Annotated in this window: 21 protein-coding genes; 12 read left to right on the top strand and 9 right to left on the bottom strand. The window is 71.7% G+C overall.

What is annotated here, in order from left to right; genetic code table 11:
- The first annotated feature begins 28 nt into the window (after nucleotides 1-28).
- The 11 genes from FHR32_RS07795 (at nucleotide 29) to FHR32_RS07745 (ending at nucleotide 12,146) form a co-directional block, all read left to right on the top strand.
- On the top strand, nucleotides 29-718 hold the full coding sequence (locus FHR32_RS07795) for a carbohydrate-binding protein (RefSeq protein WP_221465306.1): 690 nt from the start codon (nucleotides 29-31) through the stop codon (nucleotides 716-718).
- 147 nt (nucleotides 719-865) lie between these two features.
- On the top strand, nucleotides 866-2,047 hold the full coding sequence (locus FHR32_RS07790) for an ROK family transcriptional regulator (RefSeq protein ID WP_312882144.1): 1,182 nt from the start codon (nucleotides 866-868) through the stop codon (nucleotides 2,045-2,047).
- A gap of 44 nt (nucleotides 2,048-2,091) precedes the next feature.
- Nucleotides 2,092-3,573 carry a sugar ABC transporter ATP-binding protein gene (locus tag FHR32_RS07785; RefSeq protein ID WP_246466035.1) on the top strand — a complete coding sequence of 494 codons (1,482 nt, stop codon included), beginning with the start codon at nucleotides 2,092-2,094 and terminating at the stop codon, nucleotides 3,571-3,573.
- Nucleotides 3,570-4,631 carry an ABC transporter permease gene (locus FHR32_RS07780; protein WP_312882142.1) on the top strand — a complete coding sequence of 354 codons (1,062 nt, stop codon included), beginning with the start codon at nucleotides 3,570-3,572 and terminating at the stop codon, nucleotides 4,629-4,631. Before FHR32_RS07785 ends, FHR32_RS07780 begins: the two co-directional genes overlap by 4 nt.
- Before the next feature lie 31 nt (nucleotides 4,632-4,662).
- Entirely contained in the window at nucleotides 4,663-5,727 is a 1,065-nt protein-coding gene (locus FHR32_RS07775; protein ID WP_184753676.1) for a substrate-binding domain-containing protein, read from the top strand.
- Nucleotides 5,727-6,914: a Gfo/Idh/MocA family protein gene (locus FHR32_RS07770; RefSeq protein ID WP_184753675.1), complete on the top strand. Its 1,188-nt coding sequence runs from the start codon at nucleotides 5,727-5,729 to the stop codon at nucleotides 6,912-6,914. Before FHR32_RS07775 ends, FHR32_RS07770 begins: the two co-directional genes overlap by 1 nt.
- Nucleotides 6,911-7,918 carry a sugar phosphate isomerase/epimerase family protein gene (locus FHR32_RS07765; protein ID WP_184753674.1) on the top strand — a complete coding sequence of 336 codons (1,008 nt, stop codon included), beginning with the start codon at nucleotides 6,911-6,913 and terminating at the stop codon, nucleotides 7,916-7,918. The genes FHR32_RS07770 and FHR32_RS07765 overlap by 4 nt, the downstream gene beginning before the upstream one ends.
- Before the next feature lie 652 nt (nucleotides 7,919-8,570).
- Nucleotides 8,571-10,307 carry a phosphatase PAP2 family protein gene (locus tag FHR32_RS07760; RefSeq protein WP_184753673.1) on the top strand — a complete coding sequence of 579 codons (1,737 nt, stop codon included), beginning with the start codon at nucleotides 8,571-8,573 and terminating at the stop codon, nucleotides 10,305-10,307.
- A gap of 233 nt (nucleotides 10,308-10,540) precedes the next feature.
- Nucleotides 10,541-10,759: a hypothetical protein gene (locus FHR32_RS07755; RefSeq protein ID WP_184753672.1), complete on the top strand. Its 219-nt coding sequence runs from the start codon at nucleotides 10,541-10,543 to the stop codon at nucleotides 10,757-10,759.
- A 251-nt stretch (nucleotides 10,760-11,010) separates the two neighbouring features.
- Nucleotides 11,011-11,619, top strand: a complete 609-nt coding sequence (locus FHR32_RS07750) for a helix-turn-helix domain-containing protein (RefSeq protein ID WP_184752715.1) — start codon at nucleotides 11,011-11,013, stop codon at nucleotides 11,617-11,619.
- Nucleotides 11,616-12,146: a transposase gene (locus FHR32_RS07745; RefSeq protein WP_184759021.1), complete on the top strand. Its 531-nt coding sequence runs from the start codon at nucleotides 11,616-11,618 to the stop codon at nucleotides 12,144-12,146. Before FHR32_RS07750 ends, FHR32_RS07745 begins: the two co-directional genes overlap by 4 nt.
- An 11-nt stretch (nucleotides 12,147-12,157) precedes the next feature.
- Here the strand turns inward: FHR32_RS07745 and FHR32_RS07740 are convergent, their stop codons facing one another.
- The 3 genes from FHR32_RS07740 to FHR32_RS07730 are packed head-to-tail and all read right to left on the bottom strand — an operon-like array spanning nucleotide 12,158 to nucleotide 13,923.
- The gene (locus FHR32_RS07740; RefSeq protein ID WP_184753671.1) at nucleotides 12,158-13,243 is read right to left on the bottom strand and encodes an alcohol dehydrogenase catalytic domain-containing protein; all 1,086 of its coding nucleotides are present in this window, start codon (nucleotides 13,241-13,243) and stop codon (nucleotides 12,158-12,160) included.
- Nucleotides 13,244-13,253: 10 nt separating this feature from the next.
- The gene (locus FHR32_RS07735) at nucleotides 13,254-13,448 is read right to left on the bottom strand and encodes a ferredoxin (RefSeq protein WP_184753670.1); all 195 of its coding nucleotides are present in this window, start codon (nucleotides 13,446-13,448) and stop codon (nucleotides 13,254-13,256) included.
- A 10-nt stretch (nucleotides 13,449-13,458) separates the two neighbouring features.
- Entirely contained in the window at nucleotides 13,459-13,923 is a 465-nt protein-coding gene (locus tag FHR32_RS07730) for a pyridoxamine 5'-phosphate oxidase family protein (RefSeq protein ID WP_184753669.1), read from the bottom strand.
- A 77-nt stretch (nucleotides 13,924-14,000) separates the two neighbouring features.
- Between FHR32_RS07730 and FHR32_RS07725 the strand changes: the two genes are divergently transcribed.
- Nucleotides 14,001-14,648 (top strand): class I SAM-dependent methyltransferase, encoded by a 648-nt coding sequence (locus FHR32_RS07725; protein ID WP_246466033.1) that lies wholly within the window; start codon nucleotides 14,001-14,003, stop codon nucleotides 14,646-14,648.
- 140 nt (nucleotides 14,649-14,788) lie between these two features.
- Here FHR32_RS07725 and FHR32_RS07720 read toward each other — a convergent pair whose 3' ends face one another.
- From FHR32_RS07720 to FHR32_RS07695, 6 genes are all read right to left on the bottom strand, one after another.
- The gene (locus FHR32_RS07720; RefSeq protein WP_184753668.1) at nucleotides 14,789-18,880 is read right to left on the bottom strand and encodes an SDR family NAD(P)-dependent oxidoreductase; all 4,092 of its coding nucleotides are present in this window, start codon (nucleotides 18,878-18,880) and stop codon (nucleotides 14,789-14,791) included.
- A gap of 30 nt (nucleotides 18,881-18,910) precedes the next feature.
- A complete protein-coding gene (locus FHR32_RS07715) occupies nucleotides 18,911-19,909 on the bottom strand; it encodes an enediyne biosynthesis protein UnbU (RefSeq protein ID WP_184753667.1) in 999 nt (332 codons plus the stop codon).
- A 2-nt stretch (nucleotides 19,910-19,911) separates the two neighbouring features.
- Entirely contained in the window at nucleotides 19,912-22,026 is a 2,115-nt protein-coding gene (locus tag FHR32_RS07710; protein WP_184753666.1) for an FG-GAP repeat domain-containing protein, read from the bottom strand.
- Nucleotides 22,026-23,405: a DUF1702 family protein gene (locus tag FHR32_RS44140; RefSeq protein WP_184753665.1), complete on the bottom strand. Its 1,380-nt coding sequence runs from the start codon at nucleotides 23,403-23,405 to the stop codon at nucleotides 22,026-22,028. The genes FHR32_RS07710 and FHR32_RS44140 overlap by 1 nt, the downstream gene beginning before the upstream one ends.
- 215 nt (nucleotides 23,406-23,620) lie before the next feature.
- A complete protein-coding gene (locus tag FHR32_RS07700; protein WP_184753664.1) occupies nucleotides 23,621-24,580 on the bottom strand; it encodes a discoidin domain-containing protein in 960 nt (319 codons plus the stop codon).
- A 14-nt stretch (nucleotides 24,581-24,594) separates the two neighbouring features.
- Entirely contained in the window at nucleotides 24,595-26,196 is a 1,602-nt protein-coding gene (locus tag FHR32_RS07695; RefSeq protein ID WP_184753663.1) for an alkaline phosphatase D family protein, read from the bottom strand.
- Nucleotides 26,197-26,261 lie beyond the last annotated feature (65 nt).

Genomic DNA, 26,261 nt, shown 5'->3' with positions numbered 1-26,261 from the left:
CATGCCCTTCTCACCCCCAGGAGATTTCATGCGCCGCACCCTCATCGCTCTACCCGCCAAGCTGACGATCACCGACCCGTCGGGCAAGACCGGTTCGGCGACGGTGCCGATCACCGAGGGAGGCCTGTCCGCGAGTACGGACATCATCCTGCAGCCCCGGAAGAAGCAGGCGGAGTACTTCACCGGCTCCTCCGGCGTCCGGGTGGTCGATCAGGCCGGCGCGGAGAACGGCAAGCGCGTGGGTGACATCTCCAACAACGACTGGATCTCCTTCTCGCCGATGAGCGTCCAGGGGATCACCTCGGTGGCCTACCGCGTCTCCTCGCCCGCCGGGGGCGGCACCATCGAGCTGCGCGCCGACTCGCCGACCGGCCAGCTGCTCTCCACCACGGCCGTGCCGAACACCGGTGGCTGGGACACCTACCAGCAGCTGGCCGCCACACCTGTGACGGCGCTGTCCGGCAGCCACCCGCTGTTCCTGGTGTTCAAGCACCCGACCGCCAACCAGTTCGACCTCGACTCCCTCACCCTGAACGGGCCGGGCGTCGGCGGCGGCGGTACGGGTGGCCCGGTGGGAGGCGCCGTCTGCACCCTGACCGCCGCGCACAGCTCCAAGGTCGCCGACGTCGAGGGGCAGTCCACCCTCGACGGCGCCAAGGTGCTGCAGTGGGGCGGCAACGGCGGCACCAATCAGCAGTGGATCAGCTCACCCGGGTGAGCTGATCCACTGCCTGGACCAACCGGTCGAGTTCGCCGACTTTTGCGCAAATCTGCAAAAGTCGGCGAACTGTTGGCTAAAAGGTCTTCACAAGACGAGCAGAAGGGGGTTAGCTTCTGCACAACCAACTCCGAATACGGAGGCGTTGTGAAGCGCATTTCCGCTCGGCCGGAGACTCCCCATCAGGCCGCGCTCCTGCGGCTGCTGCGGGAGGGAGCGCGGTCGCGTGCCGAGCTCGGCGACGTCGTCAAGCTGTCACGCTCCAAGCTCACCCTCGAACTCGACCGGCTGATCGAGCTGCGCCTGGCCGAGCAGGCGGGTCTGGCGGCCTCGCGCGGCGGGCGCAGGTCGGGTCTGGTGCGGCTGGCCGAGACCATGCGCTTCGCCGGCGTCGACGTCGGCGCCACCTCGGTCGACGTGGCCGTCACCGACGGCGAGCTGGAGATCCTCGGCCGCGCCAGCGAGCCGTGCGACGTCCGCGACGGACCCGTGGCCGTGCTGGACCAGGTCACGGAGATGCTCGCCAAGCTGCGCGGCCAGGGACTGTTCACGCAGCTCCACGGGGTGGGGATCGGTCTTCCCGGCCCTGTCAGCTTCCGCGAGGGGGTGCCGGTCGCACCGCCGATCATGCCCGGCTGGGACCGCTACCCCGTGAAGGAGACGCTCGGGCAGGAGCTCGGCTGTCCTTCGGTGGTCGACAACGACGTCAACGTCATGGCTCTTGGTGAGCTCCACGCGGGGCTGGCCAGGCGGGTGGACGACTTCCTGCTCGTCAAGATCGGTACTGGGATCGGCTGCGGGATCGTGGTGGACGGCAAGATCTACCGGGGGGTCTCCGGCAGCGCGGGCGACATCGGCCACATCCGCGTCGACGACGCGGGCCCCACCTGCGCCTGCGGCAACGTCGGCTGCCTTGAGGCCTACTTCGGCGGGACCGCTCTGTCCAGGCAGGCCATGGCCGTCGCCGGGCGCTCGCCGTACCTCGGTGAACGGCTCCGGGCGACCGGCGCGCTCACCGGCGAGGACGTCGCCGCGGCGGCCGCGCTCGGCGACGCCGAGGCGGTACGGCTCATCCGCGACGGCGGGCACCGGGTCGGCCTGGTCCTGGCCGGCCTCGTCAGCTTCTTCAACCCCGGCCTTGTGATCGTCGCGGGGGGTGTGGCCCGGCTGGGCCATCTCCTGCTCGCGGAGATCAGAAGCGTCGTCTACCGCCGGTCGCTGCCCCTGGCGACGGGCAACCTGCCCATCGTGCTGTCGGAACTCGGCGACGACGCCGGCGTGGTCGGTGCGGCACGGCTCGGCAGCGACCATGTTTTTTCGGCACCCTGACCAACCAGCGAGGCCTCATGTCCGAAGGCAGTCCCCTGTTGCTGATGAAGGGAATCGTCAAGCAGTTTCCCGGCGTGCGTGCCCTGGACGGCGTCGATCTCGATGTCCGTTCCGGGGAGGTGCACTGCCTGCTCGGCCAGAACGGCGCGGGCAAGTCGACCCTGATCAAGGTCCTCGCGGGGGCGCACCAGCCGGACGAGGGCACCATCACCCTGGGCGGTGAGCAGGTGCGGCTGAGCAGCCCGATCACCGCGATCCGGTCCGGCATCTCCACGATCTACCAGGAGCTGGACCTGGTCGACGGGCTGAGCGTGGCCGAGAACATCTTCCTGGGCCATGAGCCGTCCCGGCTGGGGTTCGTCCACCAGGGGCAGGCGGCGCGGGCGGCGCGCGCGCTGCTGGAGCGGCTGGGGCATGCCGAGATCCGGCCGAACACGGAGGTGGGGCGGCTGTCGCCGGCGGCCAAGCAGGTGGTCAGCATGGCGCGGGCGCTGTCGCACGACACCCGGTTGATCATCATGGACGAGCCGTCGGCGGCGCTGGCCCACGACGAGGTGGACAACCTGTTCCGGATCATCCGGGAGCTGACCGCCCAGGGGGTGGCGGTGATCTACATCTCGCACCGGCTGGAGGAGATCCGGCAGATCGGTGACCGGGTGACGGTGCTCAAGGACGGCCGCACGGTGGCGGTGGGCCTGCCGGCCCACGACACCCCGACCTCCGAGGTGGTCTCCCTGATGACCGGCCGCAGCGTCGAACACGTCTTCCCGCCCCGCCGTGCGGAGCCCGCGACGGGCGAGGAGGTGCTGCGCGTCGAGGGGCTCACCGTCCCGGGCGTGTTCGCCGACGTGTCCTTCCAGGTGCGGGCGGGAGAGATCGTGGGGCTGGCCGGGCTGGTCGGTTCGGGCCGTTCGGAGATCATCGAGGCGATCTACGGCGCGCGCCGGTCCCTCGGGACCGTCCTGCTGGAAGGGCGGCCGGTACGGCGCGGCGGCACGGCCCAGACCGTGAAGCTGGGCATGGGGCTGGCCCCCGAGGAGCGCAAGGCGCAGGCGTTGCTGCTGGACCAGAGCGTGACCCGCAACATCTCCCTGGCCAGCCTCGGCAGATACTCCCGGTTCGGCTGGCTCGACCGGAGGCGCGAGGCCGAGGACGCGCGTTCCCTCGTCGAGCGGCTGGACATCCGGCCGGGTGATCCGGACCGGCCGGTCCGGACGCTGTCGGGCGGTAACCAGCAGAAGGCCGTGCTGGCGCGCTGGCTGCTCAACGGCCGCAACCTCCTGCTGCTGGACGAGCCCACCCGGGGCGTCGACGTGGGCGCCCGCGCGGAACTGTACGCCGTGATCCGCAGGCTGGCCGACGAGGGCATCGGGGTGGTGCTGGTCTCCAGCGAGGTGCCCGAGGTGCTGGGGCTGGCCGACCGGGTCCTGGTCATCCGCGAGGGGACGGTCATCCACCAGGGAGACGCCCGTGACCTGGACGAACATCGAGTAATTGACATGATCATGGAAGGGAGTGCGCTGTGACCGCTCCGCAAGACCGGGCTCCGGCGACCCCGGTGGACGCCGTGAAACCCCCTGCCGGCGAGCACGGCCGGGTCGAGGCGGCCGGCCACAGGCCGGTCTCATCACCCGGCCCGCTGGCCCGGCTGGCCGAGGTCCCGCATCTGGGGCTGGTGGCGGCGCTGGTGCTGCTGGCGGTGGTCGGGCTGGTCACCGTGCCCGACACCTTCGCCAGCGCCTCCAACATGGTCAGCATCCTGGCGCTGGCGGCCACGATCGGCGTGATCACGGTGGGCGCCACCTTCGTGATCATCGGTGGCGGGATCGACCTGTCGGTGGGCGCGGTGATGGCGCTGGCGTCGGTGTGGGCGACCACGCTGGCCACCCAGGCCTACGGGCCGCTGGTCATGATCGTGTGTGCGGTGCTGGTCGGCGCCGGCGCGGGGCTGGTCAACGGCCTGCTGGTCGCCTACGGGCGGATGGTGCCGTTCATCGCGACGCTGGCGATGCTGGTGGCCGCCCGGGGGCTGGCGCAGCGGATGTCGGACCGCCGCACGCAGCTGGTGCAGCAGGGCAACGAGGCGATCGTGGCGCTGTCGACCACCCGGGTGCTGGGGCTGCCGCTGCTGGTGTACGTGTTCGCGCTGGTGGTGGTGGCCGGATGGGTGCTGCTGAACCGCACCACGTTCGGCCGCCGGACCTACGCCGTCGGCGGCAATCCCGAGGCGGCGCGGCTGGCCGGGATCGACGTGCGCCGGCACACGATGTGGCTGTACGCGCTGTCGGGGCTCTGCTGCGGGATCGCGGCGGTCCTGATCATGGCGCGGACCACGACGGGGTCGTCCACGCACGGGGATCTGTACGAGCTGGACGCGATCGCCGCAGTGATCATCGGCGGCACGCTGCTGACCGGGGGACGGGGCTCGATCATCGGCTCCATCCTGGGCCTGCTGATCTTCACGGTGATCACGAATCTGTTCATTCTCAACGGGCTCAACACCAGTGACCAGTTGATCGCCAAGGGGCTGATCATCGTGGTGGCCGTGCTGCTGCAGCGCCGTTCCCTCACCTTCCGAACCTGACTTTCACCCCCATTCCCGCGAGGAGAAACACATGTCAGCCAATCCGCTTGCCCGCCGGGGTTTCCTTGTCGGCGGAGCCGTCCTCGGTGCCGGTGCGCTGGCCAGCGCCTGCACCAGCAACGAGCCGGCCGCCTCGCCGAGCACGGCGGCGGCGGCCCCGGCCGCGGCGCCGACCGGCGGTAACGACAGCCCCGGCGAGAAGGTCGTCATCGGGTTCTCGGCCCCGGCGGCCGACCACGGCTGGATCGCCGCGATCGCCAAGAACGCCGAGGCCGCGGCCAAGCAGTACACCGACGTGGAGTTCAAGCCGGTCGAGCCGACCAACGACATCAACGCGCAGATCTCGGCGGTGGAGTCGCTGATCGCGGCGAAGGTGTCGGCCCTGGTGATCCTGCCGAACGACGGTCAGCAGCTCAACCAGATCGCCCGCCAGGCCAGTGACGCGGGCATCCCGGTGATCAACCTGGACCGGGTCTTCCCCGACAAGCTGTCGTATCGCACCTGGATCGGCGGGGACAACTACGGCATGGGCGTGGCGGCGGGCACCTACATCGGCAAGAAGCTGAAGGACAAGGGGGTGGCCAATCCGGTGATCCTGGAGATCCAGGGCATCGCGACGCTGCCGTTGACCCAGGACCGCAGCAAGGGGTTCGCCGACGCGCTCAAGACGTTCGGGTTCACGGTGACGGCGCAGCAGGACGCGCAGTTCACCGTGGAGTCGGGCACCAAGGTGACCAGCAACCTGCTGCAGGCGCACAAGAAGATCGACGCGATCTGGAACCACGACGACGACCAGGGGATCGGGGTGCTGGCCGCGGTCAAGGAGGCCGGCCGCAGCGAGTTCTTCATGGTCGGCGGGGCGGGGTCGGCGAACGCGATGCGTGACATCCAGTCCGGGAGCGGGGTGCTGGAGGCCACGGTGACCTACAGTCCCACGATGGCCTCCTCGGCGGTCAAGCTGGCGCGGTTGATCGCGCAGGGCAAGGGGATGAGTGATCTGCTGGAGAAGCGGGTGCCGCAGTCGATCACGCTGGCGTCGGAGACCATCACCAAGGACAACGTCGCGGAATACCTCCCGCTCGGGTTCGAGTCCTGATGGCGGCAGACGACAGGCCGACACTGGGGATCGGCATGGTCGGATACGCGTTCATGGGACGGGTGCACTCGCAGGCGTGGCGCAGCGTCTCGGCCTTCTTCGACCTGCCGTACAGGCCGGTGATGGCGGCCGTAGGCGGGCGCTCGGAGGAGGCCACCGCCGCCGCGGCGCGTGACCTGGGCTGGGCGGCGGCCGAGACCGACTGGCGGGAGTTGATCGCCCGGGACGACGTGCAGGTGGTCGACATCTGCACGCCGGGCGACTCGCACGCCGAGATCGCGATCGCCGCGCTGGAGGCGGGCAAGCACGTCATCTGCGAGAAGCCGCTGGCCAACACCGTGGCCGAGGCCGAGGCGATGACCGAGGCCGCCGAACGCGCCGCGTCCCGGGGCGTGTACGCCATGGTCGCCTTCAACTACCGGCGGGTGCCCGCCATCGCGCTGGCCCGCCAGTGGATCGCCGAGGGACGCCTGGGCAGGCTGCACCACGTCCGCGCCCAGTATCTCCAGGACTGGATCGCCGACCCGGATTTCCCGCTGGTGTGGCGGCTGCAGAGGGACAAGGCCGGCTCCGGCGCGCTGGGCGACATCGGCGCGCACATCATCGACACCGCCCAGTTCATCACCGGCCAGCACCTGACCGGCGTCTCGGCGCTGACCGAGACCTTCGTCACCCGGCGGCCGCTGGCCGAGGCCTCCGCGGGCCTGTCCGGCGGCAGCCGTACCGCGGAGACGGGCACGGTCGACGTCGACGACGCCGCGCTGTTCACCGCCCGCTTCAGCGGCGGCGCGGTGGGGGTGTTCGAGGCGACCCGGTTCGCCACCGGCCGCAAGAACGCGCTGCGCATCGAGGTCAACGGCTCGGCGGGCAGCCTGGCCTTCGACTTCGAGGCGATGAACGAGCTGTGGTTTCACGACCACACGCTGCCCGCCGCCGAGGCCGGGTTCCGCCGGGTCATCGTGACCGAGCCCGACCATCCCTACGCCGCCGCCTGGTGGCCGCCCGGTCACGGCCTCGGCTACGAGCACACCTTCACCCACGAGGTGAAGGACTTCGTCGAGGCGATCGCCGCCGGCGCCGCTCCCTCGCCGTCGTTCGCCGACGGCCTGCGGGTGCAGCGCGTGCTGGCCGCGGTCGAGGCCAGCGCCGCCGACAGCAGCCGTTTCACCACCGTGGAGGAATCGTGACCCGACCCATCACGCTGTTCACCGGCCAGTGGGCCGACCTGCCGTTCGAGGAGGTCTGCCGGCTGGCCGCCGAGTGGGGCTACGACGGCCTGGAGATCGCCTGCTGGGGCGACCACTTCGAGGTCGACAAGGCCCTGGCCGACGACTCCTACGTCGACCGCAAACGCGAGGTGCTGGCCAAGCACAACCTCAAGGTGTGGGCCGTCTCCAACCACCTGGTCGGCCAGGCGGTCTGCGACCACCCCATCGACGCCCGTCACCAGGCCATCCTGCCCGCCCGCATCTGGGGCGACGGCGAGCCCGAACGGGTACGGCAGGCAGCCGCCGAAGAGATCAAGAACACCGCCCGCGCCGCCGCCCTGCTCGGCGTGGACACCGTGATCGGCTTCACCGGATCCTCCATCTGGCACACCGTGGCGATGTTCCCGCCGGTGCCGCCGTCGATGATCGAGGACGGCTACGCCGACTTCGCCGACCGGTGGAACCCGATCCTGGACGTCTTCGACGAGGTCGGGGTCCGCTTCGCCCACGAGGTGCATCCCAGCGAGATCGCCTACGACTACCACACCACCGTGCGCACCCTGGAGGCGATCGGGCACCGGCCGGCGTTCGGGCTGAACTGGGATCCCTCGCACATGGTCTGGCAGGAGGTGGACCCGGTCGGGTTCATCCTGGACTTCGCCGACCGGATCTACCACGTCGACTGCAAGGACGCCAAGGTCCGTACCGGCGACGGCCGGCGCGGCCGGCTGGCCTCGCACCTGCCCTGGGCCGACCTGCGGCGCGGTTGGGACTTCGTGTCCACCGGCCGCGGCGACGTGCCGTGGGAGGACTGCTTCCGGGCGTTGAACGCGATCGGGTACGCCGGGCCGATCTCGATCGAGTGGGAGGACGCCGGCATGGACCGGCTGGACGGCGCCCCCGAGGCGCTGGGCGTGATCCGCAGGCTCAACGCCATCACCCCGCCGACCGCCTCCTTCGACGCCGCCTTCTCCTCGGACTGAGACGGACGGGAGCCGGCCCGTCCCGCCGCGGCGGGACGGGCCGGGCGGCGTGGCCTCCGGTCAAGACGATATGGCGCCAGATGTAAAAAGACGGACCGGAAACGTACATTAAAAGGCGGCGACGCTGCTTAATGACGGGGTGAGTACGGTTGGGCGCGCCGCCTTGACGTACGTTTCCACTCCATCGCAGCCAAAAATCGATCACTATCTCGGCGTGATTGCGCTGCAGTTGCGGAGTAGGTGCTCCGGCACTCTAAATTTGCATCAGGCTTTGCCTCGGCAGTGTTTATGCCCACTTGTTGTCGGCTACGGTAGAGAAGGTGACGGTATGGAATGCTTGATTACATCCGGCACCGATGGGGCACCGTTCTCCATGAAAAGAACAGCGAGATTATGGCTTTTAGTCACGTCTGTTTTTGCGGTGCTTTCCGCCATGAGTTGGAGTGGCTCCCGCAAGCCAGACCAGCGATGCGCCGAGCAAGTCCTACGACGCAAGCCCCACGGGCCGGCAGGGTGACGGCCGGCACGGCCAAATCGCGACCGGGTTAAGGACGTCGGCCCCCGGCACGGCCGGCGCTGGTTGGCGTAGAGACGCTGAAGCGGCCTGTCATCTTTTCTCACTCCGCTGCCTGACAGGAGGAGGATCGTGAGGATGTTCGCGCTTCCGGAACCGCGGAGAACCCAGCGGCGGCCTGTGCTCGCGCTCGCGGTGGCCGTCTTGACGCTCGGCGCCCAGGGCGCCACAGCACCCGCCGCCCATGCCGCCCCGCTCGCGACCGCGAACGCCGTCGAGGGGCCGCCGCAGGGCAACGTGGTGATCGAGTGGAACCGGACCCTGCTCAACGTCGTGCGGACTCCGCACGCACAGCCGGCCACCATCCACCCCACCCGCAGCTTCGCCATCATGAGTGCGGCCGTCTATGACGCGGTCAACGCGATCAGCCGCGCTCACCCCCTCTACGGAACCGGCTTCACCGCCCCGCAGGATGCCTCCCGTCCCGCCGCGGCCGCGACGGCCGCGCACGACACCCTCACCGCCCTGTACCCAGCGCGGAAGCCCGGCCTGGACCAGCAACTGGCCACCGATCTCACCGGCATTCCCGACGGCCGCGCCAAGCAGGAGGGCATCCGGGTCGGGGCCCAAGCGGCCCACGCCATCCTCGCCATGCGCGCGCATGACGGCGCCGACGCCACCCCGCCGCCCTACACCGGCACCGGCAAACCCGGCGACTACCGGCCGACCCCGCCCGCCTTCGACCCACCGGTGTTCACCCACTGGGGCAAGGTCACCCCATTCGTGCTCCATGCCGGCCATCAGTTCCGCCCCGCCGCGCCCCCGGCGCTGGCCAGCCCCGTCTACGCGGCCGCCATCAATGAGGTCAAGACCATCGGCGCCGCCCACAGCACGACACGCACGGCGGAACAGACCACGATCGCCAAGCTCTGGGGTGCCCCCATCCAGAACTACTGGTACACCATCGGCCAACAGGTCGCCCTCGCGCGCCACAGTGACCTCGACCAGTCGGCGGACCTGTTCGCCCTGCTCAACCTCACCGTCGCCGATGCCACCATCGGCGTCTACAACGCCAAGTACCACTACCGGCTCTGGCGGCCGATCACCGCCATCCGCCTCGCCGCCGGCAACCCGCAGATCAAACCCGACCCCGCATGGACCCCGCTTGTCACCACCCCTCCCGACCCGTCCTACCCGGGCATGCACAGCGCGATCAGCACGGCCGCCGCCACAGTACTCGCCGGCTTCTACGGCGACCGCAATGTCTTCACGCTCACCTCACCCACCGCGTCCGGCGTGACCGAGACCTACACCAACTTCAGCGCCGCCGCGACCGAAGCCGGGCTCAGCCGCATCTGGGCGGGCGTGCACACCCGGATGGACCACCAGGCCGGCAACAAACTCGGCACCACCATCGGCCACTACGCGCTCAGCCAACTGAAGCTCACCCCAGCCACACCGGATTCCCCGACCGCGAAGACCCCGGCCGGCGGCGGCCCTGCCGCAGGCGTCACCGTCACCGTCGCGGTCCGGGACTCCAAGCTCGGCAAGATCCTCACCGACGGCCAAGGGCGCACGCTGTACCTGTTCGAGACGGACAAGGGCACCAAGTCGACATGCTACGGCGCGTGTGCGAGCGCCTGGCCGCCGCTGGTCACCACGGGCAGGCCGCAGGCCGGCAGCGGCGCATCCTCCGCCCTGCTCGGCACCACCGCCAGGACCGACCACACCACAGAGGTCACCTACAACGGCCACCCGCTGTACTACTACGTCGGCGACACCAAACCCGGCGACACCAGCGGGCAGGGCCTCGACTCCTTCGGCGCCAAGTGGTACGTGCTCAACCCGAAGGGAAACAAGATCGACACGGGCTGAGCACTGCCGGTCGCTATGAGCCACTACACGGGCAACGTTGAGCGGGCTGTTGCGAGGGGCCGACGGCCGGGACCACGGGAGGGACCAGACGGACATGGGAACGGCGCGGACGATGTCACCCCGCAACCACAGCGCGGCCTGATCACGGCATGTTTCTGAAAGCGGCGCCGGTTGCATGCAGACATGCTAGCCAGCACTCCGATCGCCCCTTCCCACCCCATAGAAGGACTGACATGTGGCTTGACCGCGTCGCGACCGCTCTGCTTCTCCTCGTCGGGGCGGTGAACCTCCTCCCCGGCTTCGTCGCGTTCGCGCCGTCCCGGATCACGACGGCGTACGGAGTGTCGGTCGACGGTCCCGACTCCGCCGACCTGACGGTGCTCCTGCGCCACCGGGCCGTTCTGCTGGGGCTCGTCGGACTCTCCCTGATCTGCGCGGCGTTCATCCCGTAGTCTCTCCGGTCGCCGCTGGTCAGTACGGGCGAAACAGGAGAACACCTCAGTGGCAAACGTCTCCAGTCGCGCCCGCACGGCCTCGAGTTCTCGAGGGGTCATCTTCCCTCACCCCAAAGCGGGTGACATACCGTCTCCTACCCGAGGTAACCAAGTCCTACTAGTGCTACGTTCCTCAAAGGGTGTTGAGCTGAGCGGTGGCCAGCCATCCTGATCAGGGGCATCGTGGATGACAGGGAGGTGGTGTCATCATGCCGAAACTGCTGCACGCTCGAGCGCCGCGAGACGGCGAGGAGGAACGCCAGATCCGTAAACTCGCCGGTGCCCGGCACGCCCCGGCCGACTGGATCCAGCGCGCCCAGATCGTCGTGTTGAGCTGGGAGGAGATGCGCGGCCCGGCCATCGCCGCGATGCTGGGCTGTCATCCGGAGACCGTGCGCCGCCGGTTGCGCCGCTTCAACGCCGAAGGCATCGACGGGCTTGGTGACCGGCCCGGGCCCGGTCGCAGACCGCGGATCACCCAAGCCGAACGATCGCGGCTCATCGCGCTGGTCAAGACGATACCGCCCGGGCGGCTGCGCTGGGAGCCCTGGGGTGAGCTGGAGGCCGACGACGAGGATGGGCCGGCGGTGTGGACCCTGGATGCCCTCACCGCCGCCGCCCGTGAGCAGGGCATCGACATTCACCGTTCCCAGGTGCGCCGGATCCTTCTGAAAGAGGGGGTGAGATGGCGCCGCACCCGGTCCTGGACCACCAGCAAGGACCCGGACTTCGCCGCAAAAGAACGCAGGTCGTCGGCCTGTACACCGACCCGCCGGACGGCGCGGTCGTCGTCTGCGCCGACGAGCTGGGGCCGGTGACCCCGCGTACCTTCGGCCCCGCGCCCGCCTGGTCCGCCGACGGACACCGGATCAAAGCGCCGCTGGAATACTTCCGCGGCCCCGACAAGACCTGGGTGTACGGTGCGCTGCGCGTCGCCGACGGCGCCGCGGTCACCATGACCGCCGCCTCCCGCAACAGCGACTGCTACCAGCGGTTCCTGCAACGACTCGAGGACGCCAACCCCGGCCACGGTGACATCTGGGTGATCGCCGACAACCTGTCCGGTCACAACAGCCTCGCCACCCGCACATGGCCGGCCGACCATCCCCGCATCCAGCACGCGTTCATCCCCGTCGGCGCCTGCCGGCTCAATCTGCAGGAGGCGTGGTGGCGGATCTTCCGCCACCATGCCCTGGCCGGAGTGTCCTTCGCTGATAGCAAGGACATCGACCACGCCACCCGCATCGCCACCGCCCAGCTCAACCAGCGGGCCAAACCCTGGGTCTGGGGACGGCCACCACCGGCCCCCAGACACCTACGCCGCCAGTTCGTCTACAGCCTTTGAGGAACGGAGCACTAGTCCATGACGACGATCTGGCGCAGGACCTCGCCGCCCTTCAGCGCGGCCACGGCGTCGTTGAGGTCGGAGAGCCTGATGCGGGCGCTGATCATGCTCTCCAGGTCGAGCTTGCCCGCCTTGTAGAGCTCGGCGAAGAACGGGAAGTCGCGGCGGACGTCCGACCCGCCGTACAGCGAGCTGAGGATGTTCTTGCCCTCGAACAGCAGGTTGAAGGCGCTCAGCGGGACGGTGTCGTCCATCGCGCCCGCGCCCACCACGATCATGTCGCCGCCACGGCGGGTGGCCTGCCAGGCGGTCATGATGGCGGCGGACTTGCCGACGGCCTCGAAACCGTAGTCGAACCCCTTGCCGCCGGTCAGCGACCCGACCGCGTCCATGAGCTGGTCGGGGGTGACGGCGTGGGTGGCGCCGACCTTCTTGGCCAGCTCGTGCTTGGAGGCGAGCGGGTCGATCGCCAGGATCGTGGTCGCGCCGGAGATGCGGGCACCCTGGATGATGGAGAGTCCGATGCCGCCGGCGCCGACCACCGCGACGGTCGAGCCGGCCTTCACCCGGGCGGTGTTGAGCGCCGCGCCGACACCGGTGGTGATGCCGCAGCCGATCAGCGCCGCCGCCTCGTAGGGCACCTCGGGGTCGACCTTGATCGCTCCCTGCCAGGGCACGACGATCTCCTCGGCCCAGGTGCCGCACCCGGCCATGCCGAACGCAGGGGTGTCGCCGCCGTAGCGGAACCGGGCGTTGACGAAGCTGTCCATCATGTAGGTCATGCACAGGAACGGCTGGTTCACCAGGCAGTTCGCGCAGTGCCCGCAGGCCGGGGTCCAGTTGACGATGACGTGGTCACCGGGCTGGACCGTGGTGACGTGGTCGCCCACCTCGACGACCTCCCCCGCGCCCTCGTGCCCGGGGATGACGGGGAGCGGCATGGGCAGCACGCCGCTGATCACCGACAGGTCGGAGTGGCAGACGCCGGTCGCCCTGATCTTGACGCGGACGTCCGTCGGACCCGTCGGCGCGAGGGTGAAGTCATCGCGGATGTCGAGCTTGTCGTCGCCGACGGCATGCAGAAGCGCACCACGCATGGGGGTCCTCCTAGTTCTCCTCGAGGGAGAGGGCGGCTTTGGGACAGGACCGCACGGCGTGCCGGACACGGTCCATCATTTCCGGCGACGGCTCCGGCAGCAGCACGTGCAGCTGGTCGTCGTCGTCGAGCTCGAAGACCTCCGGGGCGAGCCCCGCGCAGACCGCGTTGGCCTCACAGACCAGATAGTCGACTTTGATCTTCATATGGGCCTCCTTATGCCGAGGTGGTGAGCTTACGGTGATCCCACGAGATCACTCGAGTGGGCTCCACCACGAAGGCGACCCGTTTGCGGCCGGTGTAGGCGACATACTCCGTGAGGAGCTCCTCGGCCTCAGGCATACCCGCCATCCGGCGGGCGACGTCCATGCCGACCTTGAGGACTCCCTCGGAGTCGTCGATCCGCCGGGCCGTGCCGTACATCAGGACACCGCGCAGCTCGGCGTATTCCTCCCCGGCCTCGATCAGGCAGCTCACCCGGGCGTCCCGCTGGATGTTGCGGGCCTTCTGCGCCTTGCCGTACGTCCAGAACGAGATCGCGCCCTCGGTCAGCCCGTAGAACATGGTCACCATGTGCGGCGTCCCATCGGGGTTGACCGTGCCGAGCTGAAGTTTGCGTGACCCGCCGACGAAGGCGGTGATCTCGTCCTCGGTCATCACGATGCGGGCGCGCTGGTTCACGGTGCAAAGTAGAACACGTTGCATAGGGGTGGGCAAGGGTCGTTCGGAATATTGTTCGGTCTGGATAGGCTGCCCGCATGAGCACCCCGACCATGCCCGCCGACCTGCTGCACGCGGCCCAGCACGCCAAGGGTTTCATGCCCCACGACGAAGGCCTCGCCCTGTTCGAGACGGCTGTCGCGTACGGCCCGCGCGGGCCGATCTGCGAGATCGGCACCTACTGCGGAAAGTCCGCCGTCTACCTCGGGGCAGGTGCCCGGCAGGCCGGTTCCGTGGTGCTGACCGTGGACCACCACCGCGGCTCGGAGGAGATCCAGCCGGGCTGGGCGCACCACGACCCCACGCTGATGGACCCCCGCTTCGGCAAGATGGACTCGCTGCCCACCTTCCGCACCACGATCGCCTCCGCGGGCCTCGAGGACGAGGTCATCGCGATCGTCGGCAGGTCGGAGCAGGTCGCCCGGCTGTGGAACACCCCGCTGGCCATGCTCTTCATCGACGGCGGCCACTCGGACGAGCCGGTGACCGAGGACTACGAGGGATGGGCGCCGCACGTCATGCCGGGCGGCGCGCTGGTCTTCCACGACATCTACCCCGACCCCGCCACCGGAGGACAGGCCCCCTACCGGGTCTACCGGCGGGTTCTCGCCTCCGGGGCGTTCAAGGAGGTCAGGCGGGAGGGTTCGCTGCGGGTGCTGGAGCGGGTCGGCCCCGGCATCGGCTGATCGACCGGCCACGTCCGGGCCGGGACGGCGGATCCCCGCGCCCGCCCGGGTGGCGAGACCTCGCGCGCGCCCACCGCGCCCGCCGGGGCGGCGGAACCCGGCGCGCGCCCCATGGGCCCGCCGGGGCGGGCGACGCGGGCTCAACGCCGTTCCCCGGTCATGATCGAGACCGCCACGGGCTCCGCCACGCCCCTGACCTGGACCACCGTCGAGGCGATCAGATCGGCCCCCGCCCGCAGCAGCAGCCAGCCGCCCTCCGGACCGCCCACGACCGCGAGCGGCGTCGCCGGCGGCAGGCCCGCCTTGGACAGGCACCGGGCGGCCGTCCAGACGCGGGCGCCCACGGCCTCCGCGGACTCGCCGCAGCACGTCAGCAGCTCGTCGGCCAGCGGGGCGGACGCCGCTCCCAGCGGTTCTCGCACCTCGCCCACCCGCGTCCACGAGCAGTACGCCGGGCCGTCCACGCCGAGCACGAGATCGCCCAGCCGGCTGCGGGACGTCCCGCCGTCCATGGTCACGTGCAGTGCCGGATCGAGACCGAGCGCGACCGCGGCCCGCTGGAGATAGACGGCCAGCAGGTTCGGCGGCCACGGGTCGCGCCGGGGGAGCGGGCCGACGTCCCTCAGCCGCAGCCCGGTCCACGCCGCGACCAGCCGCCCGCGGACGTCGGTGGCGGTGACGTCCCAGACGTACTCACCCCCGTCGTGGTGGCGTTCGGCGGCGTGCAGCCGCACATCCCCCTGAGACGGCCGGACCACCAGCCGCTCGCCGCCGACCGGCAGCAGCCGCCGGTGCGGCACGCACGCCTGCAGCGCGTGGATCGTGGCGTCGCTCAGCCCCGGACTGCCCAGCACCGGCCTGCCCGCGAACCAGCCGTCGGGGTCGTCGCCGTGCAGCTCGCCCCGGCAGCCCCGCGCCTCGACGAGGGTCAGCTCCCTGACCCGCTGGAACCGCCCGGTGTGGAAACACAGCGCGCCGTACAGGTCCCCGGCGCCCAGCGGCTCGGAGCCGTCCCTGTTCAGCTGTGGCACGGCCAGCGTCTCGTCGGCCGGTTCCACCGGGAACACCGCCCTGAAGTGGTCGACCCGGAAGCCGGTCTCCTCGCTGCGGACCACCACCTCGACCGTCTGCCCATGCCGGAGCGCGCACACCCGGATCGTGGTGCCGCCCCGGTCGGGCACGACCACCGGCCGGTCGAACGTCATCTGCCCCGCCTCGTCCAGCGGCCGTCCCGCCAGCGCCCCCGCGGCCTGGGCCATCGCCTCCAGCGCCACCACCGCGGGCAGCACCGCCCGTCCGTCGATCCGGTGGTCGTTCAGATAGGTGTCGCTCCTGAGTGACAGGCGGCTGTCGGCGACCAGCTCCACCCCCGGGACGTGCACACGTACCTCGCCGAGGAACCGGCCGCCCTCCGGGCAGGGCGCCACGGGACCGTCGAGCCTGCCGTGGACGGCCACACCGGACGGCAGGTCGCCGGTCCGCAGCAGCGCGAGGAACAGCTCCACCCCCTCCTGCGGGGTGATGGCCGTCCCACCGGCGCCTGCCGGGAGCCCGGCCGCGTCCGACGGCTCCTGCGGATCCGTTCCGGCCCACACCGGCCAGTCGACGTTCAGCCCGCCGATCCCGGCGACCCGCTCCCGCACCGGATCGCCTGCCGGGCCGTACCGGCCGAACGTCACGACGCGCCGGGGCGTGGTGGCGGCGAGCAGGTTGTCCAGGCCGGTCAGGCTGGAGGAGCCGTACCTCTCCAGGCCTTCGGCGCCAGGGCCGGCGGACCGGTCCGGCCCTCCGGCGCCCGCCGCGTGGATCACTATGGTGACCGGCCCCAGCGTGCTCTCCAGCTCCCGTACGGCGTGCGCCGCCTGCTCGGCCTCACTCACCCTCGCCGCCGCGTAGCCGTACCGGATCTCCTTGCCGGACAGCTCCTTCAGGTTGCCCGCCAGGACCACGTCGTGGTCCGGCTCCTGCCGCCCGAGCAGGGCCAGCGCGCATCCGCTGGCCTCGGCCAGCGCCATGGCGCAGGCGAACCCGATCCCCTCGCCGCCCCCGCTGACCAGCACCACGTCCCCGGGGCCCACCGGGAGCGGGCCCGTCGCGTCAAGGGTGAGCGGGCCGCCCGCGCCGGTCACCGGGTCCGCGGCGAAACAGCGCACCCAGCGCGCCACCCCGGCCACCGGGCCGGCGTCCGCCTCCTCCCGGTCCGGCCCGCCCGCGTGCCCGCCGGCGGCGGCGCCGTGCGGGACGGGCGGGCAGGGGCCGGCGATGAAGAGGCGGTCGCGCCAGATGTCCATGGGGCGGGCCGGCTGACCGCCGTAGAGGGGAGTGAGGTCTTCGATCGCCATGGCCGCCCAGAGGGCGGCGGTCTCGGCAGGGGACAGGCCGGCGGGGACCGTGCCGCCGTCATGGAGGTGATCGGTGCCCGCACCCCGGCCGGTGAGGGGCGGCGCCCCCTGGTCCGGGTCGGCCGGCCCGACGTGGATCCCCGGCGAGGCGGTCCCTCCACCGGGTTCCGTGATGGTCTGCCGTTCCAGGGCGATGCCCGCCCGCTCGGCCAGCTGTTCCGCAGACCCGGCCACGATCGCGACCCGCGCCGGCCCGGCGGGAGCGTTCCCCAGCGCGTACGCCAGATCGCACAGCTCCGCCTCCGACCACCGCGCCGCCTGGTCCGCGACCCGCTCCAGCGCCGCCCGTACGGCCCGCGCGTCCTGCCCGGAGAACGCGAACACCAGCGGCTCCTCCCGCGAGGGCCGGTCGGCCGCCCGGCGTGCCGGCGCGGTCTCCGGCGCGGCGAGGCGGGCGCCCGAGCCCACCGGGCCGGAGGCGGTGAGGACGAGGTGGGCGTTGACGCCGCCGGGCTCCATGGCGCTCACCCCCGCGTGGCGGTGGCCGGCGGGCCACGGCTCGGCGGCGGCCAGCACGCGCAGGGGCGTTCCGGGGACGGTCAGCAGGCGGTGGGGATCCCCGCAGCCGGTGGTCGGGGGGAGCACACCGGAGGCGATGCTCAGGGCTGTTTTGATCAGGCCCGCGACCCCGGCCGCCGCCCTGGTGTGCCCGACGTTGGCGGTGACGGACCCGATCGCCGCCCGTCGTACGGCGCCGGGACCGGTCGCCGCCGGCTGCGGGGCGCCGGGCTCGGCCTGCCGTACGGCTTCGAAGAGGAGACGGGTGAGGGCGGTGAGTTCGGCCGTGTCGCATACGGCGGTGCCGGCGCCCTCGAACAGGGCGACCTCGGCGGGGGAGACGCCGGCCTGCGCGTAGGCGCGGCGCAGGGCCATGAGCCAGCCGTCGGCGTCGGAGCGGTCGACGTCGCCGCCCCCGCCGTCGCAGGACACGCCCCAGCCGGCGATCTCCGCGTAGATCCTCAGCCCGGCGGCGCGGGCGTCGGCCGTGCGTGTCAGGGCGACGATCCCGCACCCCTCGCCCGGCCAGAGGCCGTCCGACCGGGTGTCGTAGATCCGCATGCGCTCGCCCGCCAGCGCGCCCGCCTTGGCGAGGCCGACCAGCTCGAACGGGCCGAGGCCGAGATCCACGCCGCCGGCCAGGGCGAAGTCCGCGCTGCCGTCCAGCAGCGAGCGGCAGGCGGTGATCACCGCCAGCAGGGACGAGGCGCACCCGCCGTCCACCGTGTATCCGCCGCCGCGCAGGTCGAAGTGGGCGCAGACGCGCGAGGCGATCGTGGCGGGCAGGCCTCCGGCCAGGCTCTCGCCCGACGTCTCCGGGAACGGCCGTAGATACTCGGCCTCCGCCGAGGCCAGCACCCGGGCGGCCGTCTCCGCGGGAGTCCCCGCCAGGGCCGAGGCCAGCACGTGCCGCACGTACGGCCAGCGCAGCCGGAGCGTGGCGCCCCGGGCGTTCTCACCGGCCGCGGTGGCGCCGACGACCACGGTGACCCTGTCCCGGTCGAGGCCCTCCCCGCCGGGCAGGCCGGCGTCGGCCAGGGCACGGGACGCGGTGTCCAGGGCCAGCCAGTGGGCCGGATCGGTGACGCGGTAAACCGGCTCGGGGACGCCGTAGGCGGCCCGGTCGAACTCCCAGCCCTCGATCAGGGCCGCGCGGTCGCTGTAGGTGCGGTCGGGAGCCGACCGGTCGGGGGAGTGGTGGTCGGCCAGGTCCAGCCGTTCGGACGGTAGGCGCCGGAACGCCCGCCGCCGCCACATCACCGTCTCCCACAGCGTCCCCGGGTCGGGGGCGTCCGGGTAGGTACAGGCCAGTCCCACGATGGCGACGGACATTCGGCACGTCCCTTCAGGTGTTCACACGGATCATGGCTTGACGCCCGCCGGAACCTCGGAGAGGTCACGCGCGGCGGCGGCGGGGACGGGAACGGCGGACGGCCGGACGCGGGCGAGCAGCGCCAGGCCCGCACCCCTGCCGGCGCAGACGGTCAACAGGGCGAAGAACAGTCCGAAATCGACGGCGAGGTGGGCCAGCAGGCCGTAGACCACGGCGGTGGCGAGGCCGAACGCCATCTGGGCGCGGGGCCGGGCAGGCGTGCTGTCCAGATCGGTGATCAGGTAGGTGGTGTAGAGGACGAAGGCCACACCGGTCATCGGCAGCAGGACGCCGGGCGCGGGGACGCCGGCCGGTCCGCCCCGGACGAGCCCCTGCAGGGCGAACCCAACCGCCCAGCCCAGGACCAGCGGCAGCCTCCCGGTGAGCCGGGCGTTCGCCACCGAGCCCAGCACCAGGAGGGCCGACGGGACGGACTCGCCGGACGGATAGGGCGGTGCGACGCCGACCCACGGGAACAGCAGCAGCACGGCGGCGACACCGAGGCACGCCGGGTTCAGGTAATGCCCGCCGGGCGCGGCCCCGGCCTGGTGCCCCGCCGCGCGGGGCGCGGTTCCGCGCCGTGGCCCCGTGTCGCGAGGCGCCTCCCCCTCCGGACGCCACCCCACGCCGGGGACCCTGACCCGCAGGACGTACGTGCTGCCGACTCCGATCAGGACGGCCAGCACGACCGGCATCGGGCGCGCACCGGCGTACAGCAGCATCGCGCAGGTCAGCCCGGTGATATAGGACGGCAGGAAGAAACCGGCCACCTGGCGGCACCGCGTCCCCCGGTACCGGGCCGGGCGCCGCCACGCCCACGCCTCCACCGTCTCCAGCACGAACGCGGCACCCACACCGGTGACCGCGCCCACCACGGGTGCGAGGTAGGGCTGTTCGAAGTCGAGCACGATGTGCCCGAGCACCGTGACGAGGGTGATCGACCCGGCGAGGCGGCGGAGATCCCTGTCGCGTCTCCGGGTGGCGTCCATGATCAGCCCATCTCCGAGGCGCGGCCGCCGGCCAGCAGGATCCGGTGCCAGCCGGGCTTCACCGACACCGACGCGGCGCGCGGGACACCGCAGGCGTCACGCCAGGCCAGCTCGACCGGGAACGGCCCGTTCGGCGCGCCCGTCCCGAGGCCGAACAGCAGCTCCGGCGCGGAGACGCCGTTGTGTCCGTTGGCCGGGTAGAGCTGGCGGCTGAGCGCGCCCCCGCCGGGCAGGCGCATCGTGGCGACGGCACCGATGGCGGGACGCGTCAGGGCGGGGACGGGCACGGTGGAGCGACGCGAGGAGGAGAGAACCGGGTGGGGGCCGATCAGCCCGGGGAACGTCATCCCGGACCGCGCCGGTGGGGGGCGGGACGGCAGGGGGCCGATCAGCGCGGAGAGCGCCGAGGCGGGACGGGACACGAGGGGACCGAGCGGCGGGCGGCGCGCCGCGGAAGGACGGTACGGGGACGCGTCGGCCGGGGGGAGCGCCGAGGCGGTGCCCGCCGTACCGCAGGATCCGGCCGGAAGGCGGAGCCGCAGGCCCACGAACGGTGCGGTGGCGCCGTCGTTGCGGTAGAGCACCGAAGCGGACCACTGGTTGGCGACCGCGAAGTCCAGCCTCCCGTCGTCGTCCACGTCGCCGACGGCGAACGACCGGCCGACCGCGTCGCCGCCGACCCCGGCGCGCCTGGCCACGTCCACGTAGCGGCCGTCGGCGCCCCGGGTGAAGAAGCTGTTGCTGTCGCGGCCCGGCAGCCCGGCCCCGGCGTCCGGCCAGAGCACCGGCTGGGAGAGGACCAGGTCGTTGGAGACCGCCGTCTGCCGTGACCGCGCCCAGCGGCCGGCACCGCCCCTGACGGACCCGGACGCGTGCATGATCTCGTCGGTGCCGTCGTTGTCGAAGTCGGCGGCCTTGATGTCCCAGGACCAGCCGCTCCGGTCCAGCCCCAGCTCCTCGCCGCGGTCGTCGTAGGGCGCGTGGCCGTCGTGGAAGCCGCCCGGCCGGGAGACGAAGGCGAAGTTGTTCTCATGGACCCCGTAGTCCTCGGTGACGTTGCTGACGAGGATGTCCGGTGTGCCGTCGGAGTTGAGATCGGTGAAGCCGACTCCCATGCCCCTGAACGCGTCCCGGCCCACGACGCTGGACCTCGGCGTGGTCAGGTGCCGGGTGCCCAGCACCTGCCTGAACCTGATCCTCCCGGCCGTCGACTCGTTGACCAGCAGCTCGTCCGGGCCGAAGTCGTCGGCCACGTACAGGTCGGGCCGCCCGTCGCCGTCCAGGTCCTGGGTGCCCAGCCCGAGCGTCCAGCCCCCGCCGCCGAGCCCGTCGAACACCCCCCTGGCCTCGGCGAATTGGGCCGGTCCCGTCGCCAGGTAGAGCCGGTTGGCGCCGCCGTTGCGGGCGTCGGACGGTGAGTCGGGCATCACGATGTCGCCGTGGTCCCCGGAGTCGTCCAGCACCCGGGCACCGTCCGGGAAGTAGTTGCCGAAGACCAGGTCGAGGCGGCCGTCACCGTCGAAGTCGCCGGCCGTGGCGGCACCGGTGTTCCAGATCTCCGGCCGGGCCGTCAGATCGCGCTGCCGGAAGGCCGCGCTGGACGGCGGAGCTCCGGGAACGCGCAGGAACAGCGAGGGGGAGCGGCCCCAGTAGGAGACGACCAGGTCCTGCCAGCCGTCCTGGTCGAGGTCGGCCGGCAGGCATCCCGTCGGAGCCTCGTACGGCCCGCGCGCCGGCGCGGTCAGCGTGAACGGCCGGTAGCCGTGAGGCGTGCCCGGCGCGGTGCGCACGGTCACCGTGTCGTGGCGCGGGTCGACCAGGCACACGTCGTCGGAGACGACCTCGTTGTCGACGTCGAACAGCGCCACTCCCGCGCCCGTCGACGACACCCACGCGCGGACGTTCCGGTAGCCCGGCGCGACCGGCCGGAGGCTCCGGTCATCCGGCCGGTCGGCTGGGCCGAGAGGCCGGGCGGCGAAGGAGAAGTCCGCGACGCCCTCCGCCGCCGAGGTGTCGGGCAGCCCGGTCAGTCTCCAGCCGGCGGCGCAGGCCGTCAGGGCCAGAGCCCCTGCCGCGCACCTGCGGACCCCCGGCATCGTGCTCACTTTCACGGTCATCAGTCGCGGTTACGCCGCGCCCATGCCTTCCTGATCCCCGCCCGCCAGGCCTGGTAGTGGTCACCGCTGTGCGCGTTGTGCCCCAGGGCGACGAGCGCGGTGTCGGTCCAGGAGGCGGCCTCGTCGACCTCCACCCCGCACAGCGTGGGCGTGGCGGCGACCGTGTGCTCGGGCACGATCCCGGAGATCAGCCGGCAGGCGCAGGCGAAGGCGCCGCCCTGGGCGAGGTGGGCACGGAACCCGTCCTCGGCCGCGGCCGCGCTCAGCCGTTCCAGCTCGGCGGTGCTCGCCCCGCCCGTGTAGGTGGCGGCCATGCCCACACCGCTCCACAGGTCGGCCCGGCGGCCCGGCGGGAACTCGGCGATGCGCAGGATGACGTCGTCCGCCCCCGCGCACTCGTGGAACCAGAGCATCCGGCCCAGCCCCTGGTCGAAGATCGCCCGGCGGGTCCGGTCCATCAACCCGGCCGTACGCTGCCGCCCGACCGTCCGGTCGGTGGAGAAGAAGCCCTGGTGGAAGCCGAAACCGTCGTACGCCAGCCAGCGCAGCAGCGGGTGGACCGAGCGGATGCCCCACATCGGCCGCATGCGCAGCCTGGCGTACGCCCAGCCGGTGCCCAGGTGGACCATGTGCGGGTGGCGCATGCCCGGTCCGCTGAGCAGGCCCCTGAGCCGCCGGCCGCCGGTGACCGTGAGCACGTCGAGCATGGCGCAGGCCATGCCCGCGCCCTCGTAGGCGGATCCGCGCAGCTCCTCGTGGATGTCCTCGATCCGCTCGACCTCGTCGGCGACCATCGCGTTGAAGCCCGTGAGGAACGACTGGTTCGCGGTCTCCAGCCGCTCGCGGGCCGGGCCCAGCCGGAACCTGCGCGGTCCGGAGTCGATCTGGGCGAGGTCCTGCCAGAACAGGCCGGGAAGGCCGCGGGGCCTGGTCAGCTCCAGTTCGGCCGGATCCACCGGGACCGTCGGGACTGCCGGGACCGGGACGGCCGGGGCGATGGCGGGCGGCGGGGCCGGAGCGGCCGGATCCGCGGTGGCGTCGGAGAACCGCTCCGGGGAGGGGGTCTCCGGGGCCCCGGCCTTCTCCGCGCAACGGGGCGGCTCCGCCTTGGCGGGGACGTTCTCCCCGCCAGGGGACTCTCGGGTGCCGGAGACCTTCCCCGCCACGAGGACGTCCGTGGTCCCGGTCTCCTCCGGGTAGGGGACCCGCTCCATCTCGGCGGTGATCTCCATGTCGGAGACCCGTTCGGCCTCGGGGGTCTCCCCCACGCCGGTCCCGCCGTTGTCGCGGACCCGGTCCATGGCAAGGGCCTTCTCCGCGGCGGCCTGGCCGACTCCGTCGCTCTGAGCTACTGTCCGGGTGCCCTCCGCATTGCTCACAAGCCCGAACGTAGTAAGCCGCATTCGGGGCTTCAAGCACCGCGTTAGGGGTTCCTGGCAAAGAAACCGCTAGTGCCGCACTGTGTTGGTTCGTTCCCCGCCGGGGCCGGTCCGGGTGCCGCCGGCCCGTCAACGGGCGCCGCGGAGCCGCCCGCTCCGCGGACCCCGGCCCGCGGAGGCCCGGGCCGGATCGCGGTCCGGCCCGGGAGGCGGGTTCAGGGACGGACCTCGATCTCGATGATCCGGCTGTAGTCGTTGGCGCCGTTCGAGGCCAGCGCGGAGACGCGGACGGCGTCGGTGGTGACCGGGGCGAAGTCCGACCTGGCCGTCCCGGCGGTGTTGCCGCGGACCTGGGCGACCGTACGCCACTCACCGTCCACCCTTGCCTGGACGTCCCAGTCGCGCAGTCCCACCGAGGACGCCGGGTAGCGCTCGGTGTCGAGGGTGTACAGGTCGACCCGGGAGATCTGCCGGGGCTCGCCGAGCGCGACGTCGAGGGTGTCGGGCCATTTGCGGCTGGTCGCGTCGTTCCAGCCGTTGCCGCCCGCCCAGCCGTTGGAGCTGCGGTCGCCGTCGACGACGCTGCATGGGGGGTAGTTGGCGTTGGTGTGCTGCGACGACGCCGTGACCGGCCGGCGGAGCGCCAGGTTGCCGCCGTTGTCCAGCTCGCCGACGTCGACGACGGAGATCGGCACGGCCAGTTCCTCCTTCCCCGCCTTCAGACGCACGCCGTACTCGCCCTTGGGGGTGGCGGGCGGGACGGCGACCAGCAGTTTGGCGCCGAGCTCGTAGCCGGGCGGCAGGTAGCTCGACAGCATGAGGCGTGAGGCGGTGAGCGGCTGGTCGATCTCGATGGACATGTCCGCGTAGAGGGGTTTCTTCGCGTCGCTGCGCATGCCGATCTCCAGCTTGGCAGGGCAGGCGGGGTCGACGCCGAGCGGCGCGACCAGCCGGTCGGCGCTGGAGATCGGGGTCAGCTTGCCCGTCCCCTTCGAGGTGCCGGGTCTGACCCGGAGGCCGGGGTCCCGTGCGGGAGCGCCGATCTCGGGCTCCGGTGACCGCACGGCCGGCTCAGGTCCGGGCGTCCCGGGTCCCGGAGTCCCGGCGACGGCGGGTCCGGCGAGGGCGGCCACGGCGGCGATGGCGAGCGCGGCGGTGAGACGTGGATGACGCATGTCCGTTGCCTCCTTCAGAGGGCCTGCAGGCCGGGGACGCCGTCCAGCGCCACGAGGCTGCCGCGGGTCGACACCGGGGCGCCGGCCTTGTCGATGTAGGGGACGACCTTGAAGTCGGACTGCCAGCGAGCCTTGGTGATGTCACAGGCGACGTAGCCGCGCTGGTAGCTGGAGAACCTGATGTGCGGGTTCACCGGGTCGGAGCCGCCCGCCGGCAGGCCGGTCGTGGCGCTGCCGTTGCCGCCGCTGCTGATCGAGGTGCCGACGAACTCGACGCCGACGGTCGGCGAGGCGGGATCGTTGAAGTCCGTCTTGAGCTCTCCGGCGAGGTTGTAGTGGATGTCGCCGGTGAGCACGACCGGATTGCTCACCTTCCGCTCGACCATGCCGTTGATCACCCGGTCCCTGGCGGCCTTGTAGCCGTCCCACAGGTCCATGCTGAGCCGCTGCGCGGGCGCGGGGTCGTAGTCGAGCTGGCACATGGCCATCTGCTGGGCGAGGACGTTCCACCGGGCCCGGGAGGCGCCCAGGCCGTCGAGCAGCCACTTCTCCTGCTCGGCGCCCAGCATCGTGCGGGCGGGGTCGAGCCTTTCCTCGCAGTCGTACTGCTGGCCGTCGCCGCACACCTGGTCGTCGCGGTACTGCCGGGCGTCCAGGACGTTGAACTCGGCGAGGTCGCCGAACGTGAAGCGACGGTGGATCCGCATGTCCGGGCCGGACGCGGGCTGTGGCAGCCGCATCGGCAGGTTCTCCCAGTAGGCACGGAAGGCGTTCGCCCGGATGACGAGGAAGTCCTCCGGGGTGACCTCCCCGCCGGGGCCGTTGGGCCCGGCCCAGTTGTCGAGCACCTCGTGGTCGTCCCAGGTGACGATCCACGGGGCGGAGTGGTGGGCGGCCTGCAGGTCGGGGTCGCTCTTGTAGAGGCCGTACTGGATCCGGTAACGGTCGAGGGTGTCGCACTGCACCCGGAACTGGTCGGGCACCGGGGTGTTCCGCGTCCCACCGGTCGGGACGATCCCGTACTCGTAGATGTAGTCGCCCAGGTGGAAGACCACGTCGGCGTTCTCGTCCGCGAGGTGGCGGTAGGCGGTGTAGAACCCGTCCTGCCAGGACGCGCACGAGGCGAACGCCATCAGGAGACGTTCGGGGCTGCTTCCGGCCGCCGGAGCGGTCTTGGTTCTGCCGACGGGGCTGATCTCGCCGCCGGTGCGGAAGCGGTAGAAGTACTCCCGGCCCGGTCTGAGACCGCGCACGTCCACGTGGACCGAGTGGCCGTACTCCGGGGTGGCCCAGACGCTGCCGTGCTTGGCCCGCCGGGTGAACGCCCGGTCCTCGGAGATCTCCCAGTCGACCTTGATCCGCCCGTACGGCATGCCGCCCAGGGGTTCGAGCGGCCGCGCGGCGAGCCGGGTCCAGAGGATCACACTGTCGGGCAGCGGGTCACCGGAGGCGACACCGAGCTGGAAGGGATAGCCGGTCCCGCCAGGGGACCGCGAGGTCCAGGGGTCGGCGAGGTTGGTGGTGAAGGCCAGCGCCATCGCGGCGCCGGTGAGGCCGAAGAAGGCGCGGCGAGAGGGGTCGCCGAGCACGCGGGCGAGCTGCCGATCGTCGTCCATGGTTCTCCCAGGGGGTCGGCGGGAGGAGATCTGCTGCAGCTCACACTTTTAGCAAGCGAAATGTG

It is taken from the genome of Streptosporangium album (assembly GCF_014203795.1).
Lineage (GTDB): Bacteria > Actinomycetota > Actinomycetes > Streptosporangiales > Streptosporangiaceae > Streptosporangium > Streptosporangium album.
This window is presented reverse-complemented; position numbering and strand designations above follow the sequence as displayed.

Bases quoted from the DNA above. Each gene is read 5' to 3' on its own strand.
- FHR32_RS07795 (WP_221465306.1), top strand. From the start codon at position 29: ATGCGCCGCACCCTCATCGCTCTACCCGCCAAGCTGACGATCACCGAC.
- FHR32_RS07785 (WP_246466035.1), top strand. From the start codon at position 2,092: ATGAAGGGAATCGTCAAGCAGTTTCCCGGCGTGCGTGCCCTGGACGGC.
- FHR32_RS07775 (WP_184753676.1), top strand. From the start codon at position 4,663: ATGTCAGCCAATCCGCTTGCCCGCCGGGGTTTCCTTGTCGGCGGAGCC.
- FHR32_RS07770 (WP_184753675.1), top strand. From the start codon at position 5,727: ATGGCGGCAGACGACAGGCCGACACTGGGGATCGGCATGGTCGGATAC.
- FHR32_RS07760 (WP_184753673.1), top strand. From the start codon at position 8,571: ATGTTCGCGCTTCCGGAACCGCGGAGAACCCAGCGGCGGCCTGTGCTC.
- FHR32_RS07755 (WP_184753672.1), top strand. From the start codon at position 10,541: ATGTGGCTTGACCGCGTCGCGACCGCTCTGCTTCTCCTCGTCGGGGCG.
- FHR32_RS07750 (WP_184752715.1), top strand. From the start codon at position 11,011: ATGCCGAAACTGCTGCACGCTCGAGCGCCGCGAGACGGCGAGGAGGAA.
- FHR32_RS07740 (WP_184753671.1), bottom strand. From the start codon at position 13,243: ATGCGTGGTGCGCTTCTGCATGCCGTCGGCGACGACAAGCTCGACATC.
- FHR32_RS07735 (WP_184753670.1), bottom strand. From the start codon at position 13,448: ATGAAGATCAAAGTCGACTATCTGGTCTGTGAGGCCAACGCGGTCTGC.
- FHR32_RS07725 (WP_246466033.1), top strand. From the start codon at position 14,001: ATGAGCACCCCGACCATGCCCGCCGACCTGCTGCACGCGGCCCAGCAC.
- FHR32_RS07720 (WP_184753668.1), bottom strand. From the start codon at position 18,880: ATGTCCGTCGCCATCGTGGGACTGGCCTGTACCTACCCGGACGCCCCC.
- FHR32_RS07715 (WP_184753667.1), bottom strand. From the start codon at position 19,909: ATGGACGCCACCCGGAGACGCGACAGGGATCTCCGCCGCCTCGCCGGG.
- FHR32_RS07710 (WP_184753666.1), bottom strand. From the start codon at position 22,026: ATGACCGTGAAAGTGAGCACGATGCCGGGGGTCCGCAGGTGCGCGGCA.
- FHR32_RS07700 (WP_184753664.1), bottom strand. From the start codon at position 24,580: ATGCGTCATCCACGTCTCACCGCCGCGCTCGCCATCGCCGCCGTGGCC.
- FHR32_RS07695 (WP_184753663.1), bottom strand. From the start codon at position 26,196: ATGGACGACGATCGGCAGCTCGCCCGCGTGCTCGGCGACCCCTCTCGC.